Annotated in this window: 7 protein-coding genes and 1 pseudogene; 6 read left to right on the top strand and 2 right to left on the bottom strand. The window is 75.1% G+C overall.

Features of this window, described 5'->3' with window-relative positions; translation table 11 throughout:
* From B7L92_RS02645 to B7L92_RS02635, 3 genes and pseudogenes are all read left to right on the top strand, one after another.
* A pseudogene (locus B7L92_RS02645) lies at positions 1-679 on the top strand (sensor histidine kinase); the annotation flags it as partial.
* A gap of 49 nt (positions 680-728) precedes the next feature.
* Positions 729-1,403: a response regulator gene (locus tag B7L92_RS02640; RefSeq protein ID WP_016825207.1), complete on the top strand. Its 675-nt coding sequence runs from the start codon at positions 729-731 to the stop codon at positions 1,401-1,403.
* A gap of 42 nt (positions 1,404-1,445) precedes the next feature.
* Positions 1,446-2,078 (top strand): AAA family ATPase, encoded by a 633-nt coding sequence (locus B7L92_RS02635; RefSeq protein WP_081235887.1) that lies wholly within the window; start codon positions 1,446-1,448, stop codon positions 2,076-2,078.
* On the opposite strand, the gene B7L92_RS02630 is transcribed toward B7L92_RS02635, so the two are convergent.
* A complete protein-coding gene (locus B7L92_RS02630) occupies positions 2,075-3,181 on the bottom strand; it encodes a DUF5937 family protein (protein ID WP_081235886.1) in 1,107 nt (368 codons plus the stop codon). The genes B7L92_RS02635 and B7L92_RS02630 overlap by 4 nt on opposite strands.
* Before the next feature lie 53 nt (positions 3,182-3,234).
* A complete protein-coding gene (locus tag B7L92_RS02625) occupies positions 3,235-4,446 on the bottom strand; it encodes a threonine aldolase family protein (RefSeq protein ID WP_081235888.1) in 1,212 nt (403 codons plus the stop codon).
* Between the two features lie 184 nt (positions 4,447-4,630).
* Here B7L92_RS02625 and B7L92_RS02620 point away from each other — a divergent pair, with 184 nt between their 5' ends.
* From B7L92_RS02620 to B7L92_RS02610, 3 genes are all read left to right on the top strand, one after another.
* Complete coding sequence (locus B7L92_RS02620) at positions 4,631-5,593, top strand: Rossmann-like and DUF2520 domain-containing protein (protein ID WP_081235885.1); 963 nt, start codon at positions 4,631-4,633, stop codon at positions 5,591-5,593.
* 70 nt (positions 5,594-5,663) lie between these two features.
* On the top strand, positions 5,664-6,662 hold the full coding sequence (panC, locus tag B7L92_RS02615; RefSeq protein WP_081235884.1) for a pantoate--beta-alanine ligase: 999 nt from the start codon (positions 5,664-5,666) through the stop codon (positions 6,660-6,662).
* On the top strand, positions 6,659-7,839 hold a 1,181-nt coding region (locus B7L92_RS02610; protein WP_081235883.1), incomplete at its 3' end, for an L-aspartate oxidase. The genes panC and B7L92_RS02610, both read left to right, overlap by 4 nt.

Raw genomic sequence — 7,839 nt, 5'->3', positions numbered from 1 at the left:
CGGCGGGCAACCTCGCCGTGGTGATCTTCCTGGCCGTGCCCTTCGCCCTCGCCTGGGTGCTCGGCGACTCCATCCGCACCCGCCGCGCCTACTTCGCGCAGCTGGAGGAGCGCGCCGCCCGGCTGGAGAAGGAGCGCGAGGCGCAGGCCAAGGTGGCGGTCGCCGCCGAACGCGCCCGGATAGCGCGCGAGCTGCNNTCGCCGAGATGCGCCGCCTGCTCGGCGTGCTGCGCACCGGCGAGCACCAGGAGGCCGGGGAGTACGTGCCGCAGCCCGACGTGCGGCAGATCGAGGACCTCGTCGAGCAGTGCCGGGAGGCCGGACTGCCCGTGGACTTCAGGATCGAGGGCACCCCGCGCCCGCTGCCCAGCGGCGTCGAGCTCACCGCGTACCGCATCGTGCAGGAGGCGCTCACCAACACCCGCAAGCACGGCGGACCCAACGCGGGCGCCAGCGTGCGCCTGGTGTACTTCGACGACGGGCTGGGCCTGCTCGTCGAGGACGACGGCAAGGGCGCCCCGCACGAGCTGTACGAGGAGGGCGGCTTCGACGGCCAGGGCCACGGCCTGATCGGCATGCGCGAGCGGGTCGGCATGGTCGGCGGCACCCTGGACGCGGGCCCGCGCCCCGGCGGAGGATTCCGCATCAGCGCCCTGCTGCCGCTCAAACCCGCGCATTGACGCCCGCGCATGCCCTGTGTTGACACCTGTAACGACGGAAGAGGACTTGATGACGATCCGCGTGATGCTCGTCGACGACCAGGTGCTGCTGCGCACCGGGTTCCGGATGGTGCTCGCCGCCCAGCCGGACATGGAGGTCGTGGCCGAGGCGGGCGACGGTGTCGAGGCCCTCGAGGTGCTGCGGTCCACCGCCGTCGACGTGGTGCTGATGGACGTCCGCATGCCGAAGCTCGACGGGGTGGAGACGACCCGCCGGATCTGCGCGGACACCGACCCGCCGAAGGTGCTGATCCTGACCACCTTCGACCTCGACGAGTACGCCTTCTCCGGGCTCAAGGCGGGCGCTTCCGGCTTCATGCTCAAGGACGTGCCGCCGGGCGAGCTGCTCGCCGCGATCCGCGCGGTGCACAGCGGCGACGCCGTGGTCGCCCCGTCCACCACCCGCCGGCTCCTGGACCGCTTCGCGCCGATGCTGCCGGGCACCGGCAAGCAGCCCGCGCACAAGGAACTGGAGCGGCTCACCGAGCGCGAGCGGGAGGTCATGGTGCTGGTCGCGCAGGGCCTGTCCAACGGTGAGATCGCGGCCCGGCTGGTGCTGTCCGAGGCGACGGTGAAGACGCACGTGGGCCGCATCCTGACCAAGCTGGGCCTGCGGGACCGGGTGCAGGTGGTGGTCCTCGCCTACGAGACGGGACTGGTGCGGGCGGGCGGCGGACACGGCTGAACGGCTGACCGCCCGCCCTCCGCGTCGGTAGGGTCCTCTGCCATGCTCCTGTGGATCAACGGCCCCTTCGGGGGCGGCAAGACACAGACCGCACACGAGATACGGCGCCGGCTGCCCGGCAGCGTCGTCTGCGATCCCGAGCACGTCGGCTTCGGCCTGCACCGCACGCTCCCGCCGGGACTCCGGGGGGACTTCCGGGACCTGGCCTCCTGGCGGCAGGGGGTCGTCGAGGTCCTCGACCTCGCCCTGAGCGAGCACGACGGCGTGGTGATCGCGCCCATGACCGTCACCGACTCCGGCCACTTCGCGGAAACCGTCGGCCGCCTGCGCGAACTCGGTCACGACGTGCGGCACTTCACCCTCCTCGCCGAACGCGGAACGGTGCTGCGGCGGCTGCGCGAACGCGGCTTCGGACGCCTCCTGAGGCACGTCGGGGGGAAGAACGCGGGCCTGCGGCGGGAGAGCTGGGCCGTGCGGCAGCTCGACCACTGTCTGGAGCGGCTCGCCGAGCCGGAGTTCGCCGAGCACCTGTGGACCGACCGCACGACCGTCCCGAAGACGGCGGACCGCATCGCCGTCCTGGCCGGACTGACCCTGCGCCCCAACGACGAGGGCCCGCTGCGGACCCGGCTGCGGCAGGCGGGCGTCGGCATCCGCCACATCCGCTTCGACTAGCGCAGGATCCCCTCCAGGAAGTCGCTGCCGAGCCGGGCCACGACCGTCACGTCCAACTGGTGCAGCACGTACCGCCCGCGGCGGCGCGTGGTGATCAGGCCGGCCCTCTTGAGCACCCCCAGGTGCCGGGATATCTCCGGCGCCGTCATGCCGTGCACCTGCGCCAGCTCGCCGGTGGTGTACGCGCTGCGGGCCAGATGGCGGCACAGGCGCATGCGGACCGGATGGGACAGCGCCGTCATCCTCAGGGCCAGCTGCTCGACCGTCGGCGGGGCGGCGAGCTCGGGGGAGCCGACCGGGTAGTGCAGCACCGGCTGCCAGCCGTACCGGTGCAGGACCATCAGGTGCGGCCAGCCCAGGCTGGTGGGGATCAGCAGCAGTCCGCCGTCGGCCGTGGCCGTCCGGCCGTCGCCCAGCTTGTCGACGGTGATCCGGCCGGCCGCCTCGTCGAACGTCACCGCCGGGGACACCGCGGCCAGTGCCTCGGCCAGCCCCTTGCGCCGCAGCAGCTCGGTCTTGTGGCGGGTGTCCGCGGCGAGCTGGTGGCGCAGCCGGGACCAGGTCCCGGCGAAGAACGCCTCGTCGCAGTCCTGGAGGAACTGCCGCAGCCAGGCACGGATCCGCGGCGGGTCGGCCAGCAGCCGCTCGGTGAACCGGACCTGGCGCGGCCCCCGCGCGGCGGCCAGTTCCAGCGAACGCCGGCGCAGCCCCCCGTCGGTCAGCGGCCCCGGGCCCGGCGTGCCGTAGGGGAGCGCGCAGGTGAACTCCAGGGCGGCGTCCACGAACTGCTCGTCCGACAGCTCGTCCAGCAGGTCCAGCTCCTCGGCCAGGTCGGCGCCCGGGAGCGCCCGGCCGCCCGGGACGCCCGCACACGGCAGGAACAGGTCCGAGAACGTCGTGCGCCACAGGAAGTCGGCCTCGCACATCCGGTCCGCCAGGTGCGGGTCCAGCCGCGCGGTCACCCCGGTCACCCAGCCCTGCAGGCCCGGATGGTGCCCCGGCTCGGACAGGGCGTGCAGCGCCATGCCGAGCTCGGCCAGGGGGGAGGGCACGGCGACGGCCCCCTCCGGCCGCAGCCCCGCGATGTCGATGCGCACGCTCATGCCCACATGGTGCACCCCGCCACCGACAACGCCGGCCACGCCCGGGGCTCCCGTCAACCGGCGGGACTTCCCGGCGCAGGAGTCCCGCCCCGCCCGTCGAGCGCTCCCACCCGTGCGACGAAGTCCGCGACCGCCGCCCGCACGTCCCGCGCGGTCCACTCGAGGCCGGCGGCGCGCACGGCGACCTCCGTGAAGGCCAGGCCGGGACCGCCCCGGTCCCAGGCCGCGGCGAACAGCATCGTCCCCGTCTCCTCGCCCTGGAGCAGCGCCGCCTCGGCGAGCACTTCGGCGTCGTACGGCAGCCACACCTGGAACTCGTGCGTGTGCGGCTCCTCCGGGTGCACCCGCGCCCACGGCGCCCCGGCTTCCGCGAACCCCTCGCGCAGCGCGGCGGCGACCACGTGCGCGTGGGCCACGTACGCGGGCAGCCGGGGCAGCTCCCGCTCCAGGCCCACCAGGGCCGACAGCACCGTGGGGAACTGCTGGAAGACCGTGCCGCCGTACCGGTGCCGCCAGGCCTTCGCCTCCTCCACCAGCGTCTTCGGGCCCGCGAGCGCGGCGCCGCCGAAGCCGTCGAGCGACTTGTAGAACGAGACGTAGACGCTGTCGGCCAGGCCCGCGATCTCGTCCAGGGGGCGGCCGAAGCGGGGGGTGCACTCCCACAGGCGCGCCCCGTCGAAGTGCACCACCGCGTCGCGTTCCCGGGCGGCGTCCACCAGCTCGGTGAGCTCCTCCCACGTGGGCAGCAGGAAACCGGCGTCCCTGAGGGGGAGTTCCAGCATCAGGGCCCCGAAGGGCTCCTCGAACGCGCGCACCTCCTCGGCCGTCGGCAGCCGGGGCTCGCCGGTCAGGCGCACCGGGCGCAGCCCGCCGACCGTACTGAAGGCGTTCCGCTCGTGCACCTCGGGATGGGAGAGCGCGTGCAGCGCGACCGTCGGGTTGCCGGTGCGGCCCGCCCAGCAGCGCAGCGCCACCTGCTGGGCCATCGTGCCGGTCGGGAAGAACGCGGCCGCCTCCGTGCCCAGCAGCGCGGCGACCCGCTCCTCCAGCACCTCCACGATCCGGGTGCCGTACAGGTCCGCCGGCTGGTCCAGGTCGTACACCTCGGGTGCCGCCTCCTGCAGCAGGGCGAGCCGCTCGCGGATCGTGCCCCGGAAGCCCGGCCGGGACAGCACCCGCCCGGCCGCCCGGTACGCGGCCTCACGGCGCTCCCATCTCCGCAGCCGCTCCGACGCTTCCCCGCCCCGCTCCGCCGTCTCACTCATGCCCGCGATCATCCCGCGTCCCCGTCCGCACGGGCACCCGCATTTCCGCACAGGCGCACGGCGCACCGGCGTACGGAAACCCACAGGCTGTGGACGACCGGCCGTCCCCCGGAACCGATCGCGTTAACATGACGAGAAATCGTCCGGTACCCCGAGCGGACTGGAACGGGAAGGCCGCCGTCGCGTGAACACAACCCCACAGCCAGATCCCAGGGACCGCCCCGCGCGGCTCGCCGTCGGCGTCGTCGGCGCCGGACGCGTGGGCCCCGTGCTGGCCGCGTCCCTCCAGCTCGCCGGGCACCGCCCGGTGGCCGTCTCCGCGGTCTCCGACGCCTCCCGCAGACGCGCGGAGCGGATGCTCCCCGACGTGCCGGTGGTGCCGCCCGCCGAGGTCCTGGAGCGGTCCGAGCTGGTCCTGCTGACCGTCCCGGACGACGCCCTGCCCGGCCTCGTCTCCGGACTCGCCGACACCGGTGCGGTGCGGCCGGGGCAGCTGCTCGTGCACACCTCCGGGCGGTACGGGGCGAAGGTGCTCGACCCCGCCCTGCGGGCCGGTGCGCTGCCGCTGGCCCTGCATCCCGCGATGACCTTCACCGGCACCCCCGTCGACGTGCAGCGCCTCGCCGGGTGCTCGTTCGGCGTCACCGCGCCCGAGGAACTGCGGCTGGCCGCCGAGGCCCTGGTGATCGAGATGGGCGGCGAGCCGGAGTGGATCGCCGAGGAGAACCGCCCGCTGTACCACGCGGCCCTCGCGCTGGGCGCCAACCACCTGGTCACCCTCGTCGCCCAGTCCCTGGAGCTGCTGCGCACCGCCGGCGTCGGGGCCCCCGACCGGATGCTCGGCCCGTTGCTCGGCGCGGCCCTGGACAACGCCCTGCGCTCCGGCGACGCGGCCCTCACCGGCCCGGTCGCGCGCGGCGACGCGGGCACGGTCTCCGCGCACGTCGCCGAGTTGCGCAGGCACGCCCCGCAGACCGTCGCCGGCTACCTGGCGATGGCCCGCGCGACCGCCGACCGGGCGCTCGCCCACGGACTGCTGAAGCCGGAGCTCGCCGAGGACCTCCTCGGGGTACTCGCCGACGGAACCGACGGAACCACCGGCACCGACGGCACCACCGGCACCGACGGCCCGGGGGAGACCCGATGAGCAGCACCGGCCGCCCCGCCCCCCACACCAGCCGCACCACGACGCGCGCGTCCCGGAACGGAGTCGCCCGATGACCACCACCCTGCTGCGCACCGCCGGCGAACTGCACGCCCGCACGCGTACGGGCCGCCGCGCCGTCGTGATGACCATGGGCGCCCTGCACGAGGGCCACGCCACGCTGATCCGCACCGCGCGCCGGATCGCGGGCCCCGGGGGCGAGGTCGTGGTCACCGTCTTCGTCAACCCGCTCCAGTTCGGCGCGGGCGAGGACCTCGACCGCTACCCGCGCACCCTGGACGCCGACCTCGGGCTCGCCGGGCAGGCGGGCGCCGACGTCGTCTTCGCCCCCGCCGTCGACGAGGTCTACCCGGGCGGCGAACCCCAGGTCCGGATCAGCGCCGGGCCCATGGGCGAGCGCCTGGAGGGCGCCGCACGCCCCGGACACTTCGACGGCGTGCTCACCGTCGTCGCCAAGCTGCTGCACCTCACCCGGCCCGACGTCGCCCTCTACGGCCAGAAGGACGCCCAGCAGCTCGCCCTGATCCGGCGCATGGTGCGGGACCTGAACTTCGGCGTCGAGATCGTCGGCGTGCCCACCGTCCGCGAGGAGGACGGGCTCGCCCTGTCCAGCCGCAACCGCTACCTCTCGCCCCTGGAGCGGCACACCGCGCTCGCCCTGTCCCGGGCACTGTTCGCGGGCCGCGACCGGCACGCCGCCCAGGAGGCGCTGCGCGCGCGTGCCCGCGAGGTGCCCGCCTCGCACGGACGGGCGGAGGCGCTCAGCGCCATGGGGGAGTCCCGCGCGGCGGCCGACGCGCACGCCGTCGCCACGACCACCGGCGGCCCGGCGGCCGTCCTCGCCGCCACCCGCCTGGTCCTCGACGAGGCCGCCCGCCTCGACCCGCCCCTCGTCCTGGACTACCTGGCCCTGGTCGACCCGTCCGACTTCACCGAGATCGGCGAGGACTTCACCGGGGAGGCCGTCCTGGCCGTGGCCGCCCGGGTGGGCGGCACCCGTCTGATCGACAACATCCCGCTGACCTTCGGAACCCTCGGAGCCGCCGCGTGACCAGCACAGGCATACGACTGCACGCGCCCGCGCCCGGGTGGTCCATCGCCGCCGACGTGGTGGTCGTCGGCTCCGGCGTCGCCGGCCTCACCGCGGCCCTGCGCTGCGAGGCCGCCGGCCTGACCACCGTCGTCGTCACCAAGGCCCGGCTCGACGACGGCTCCACCCGCTGGGCCCAGGGCGGCATCGCCGCGGCCCTCGGCGAGGGCGACACCCCCGCGCAGCACCTGGACGACACCCTGGTCGCGGGCGCGGGCCTGTGCGACGAGGAGGCGGTCCGCCTCCTGGTCACCGAGGGCCCCGACGCCGTGCGCCGGCTGATCGCCACCGGCGCGCGGTTCGACGAGTCCGCCGAGGGCGGGCTGGAGCTCACCCGCGAGGGCGGCCACCACCGCCGCCGCATCGCCCACGCGGGCGGCGACGCCACCGGCGCGGAGATCTCCCGCGCCCTGGTCGAGGCGGTCCGCGCACGCGGAATGCGCACCATCGAGAACGCGCTCGTCCTGGACCTCCTCACGGACGCCGACGGCCGCACCGCCGGGGTCACCCTGCACGTCATGGGGGAGGGTCAGCACGACGGCGTGGGCGCCGTCCACGCCCCCGCGGTGGTCCTGGCCACCGGCGGCATGGGCCAGGTCTTCTCCGCCACCACCAACCCCGCCGTCTCCACGGGCGACGGCGTGGCCCTCGCCCTGCGCGCGGGCGCCGAGGTGAGCGACCTGGAGTTCGTCCAGTTCCACCCCACGGTCCTGTTCCTCGGACCCGAGGCGGAGGGCCAGCAGCCCCTGGTCTCCGAGGCGGTCCGCGGCGAGGGCGCCCACCTGGTGGACGCCGACGGCGTGCGCTTCATGGTCGGGCAGCACGAGCTGGCCGAACTCGCGCCCCGGGACATCGTCGCCAAGGGCATCATGCGCCGCATGCGGGAGCAGGACGCCGAGCACATGTACCTGGACGCCCGCCACTTCGGCGCCGAGATGTGGGAGCGCCGCTTCCCCACGATCCTCGCCGCCTGCCGCGCCCACGGCATCGACCCGGTCACCGAGCCCGTCCCGGTCGCCCCGGCCGCCCACTACGCCTCCGGCGGCGTCCGCACCGACTCCCACGGCCGCACCACCGTCCCCGGCCTGTACGCGTGCGGCGAGGTCGCCTGCACCGGCGTGCACGGCGCCAACCGCCT

Origin of the sequence: Streptomyces viridosporus, assembly GCF_002078235.1 — a bacterium.
Taxonomy (GTDB): domain Bacteria; phylum Actinomycetota; class Actinomycetes; order Streptomycetales; family Streptomycetaceae; genus Streptomyces; species Streptomyces viridosporus.
Note: the sequence above shows the minus strand (reverse complement) of the source record. Positions and strands in the feature narration are given on the sequence as shown.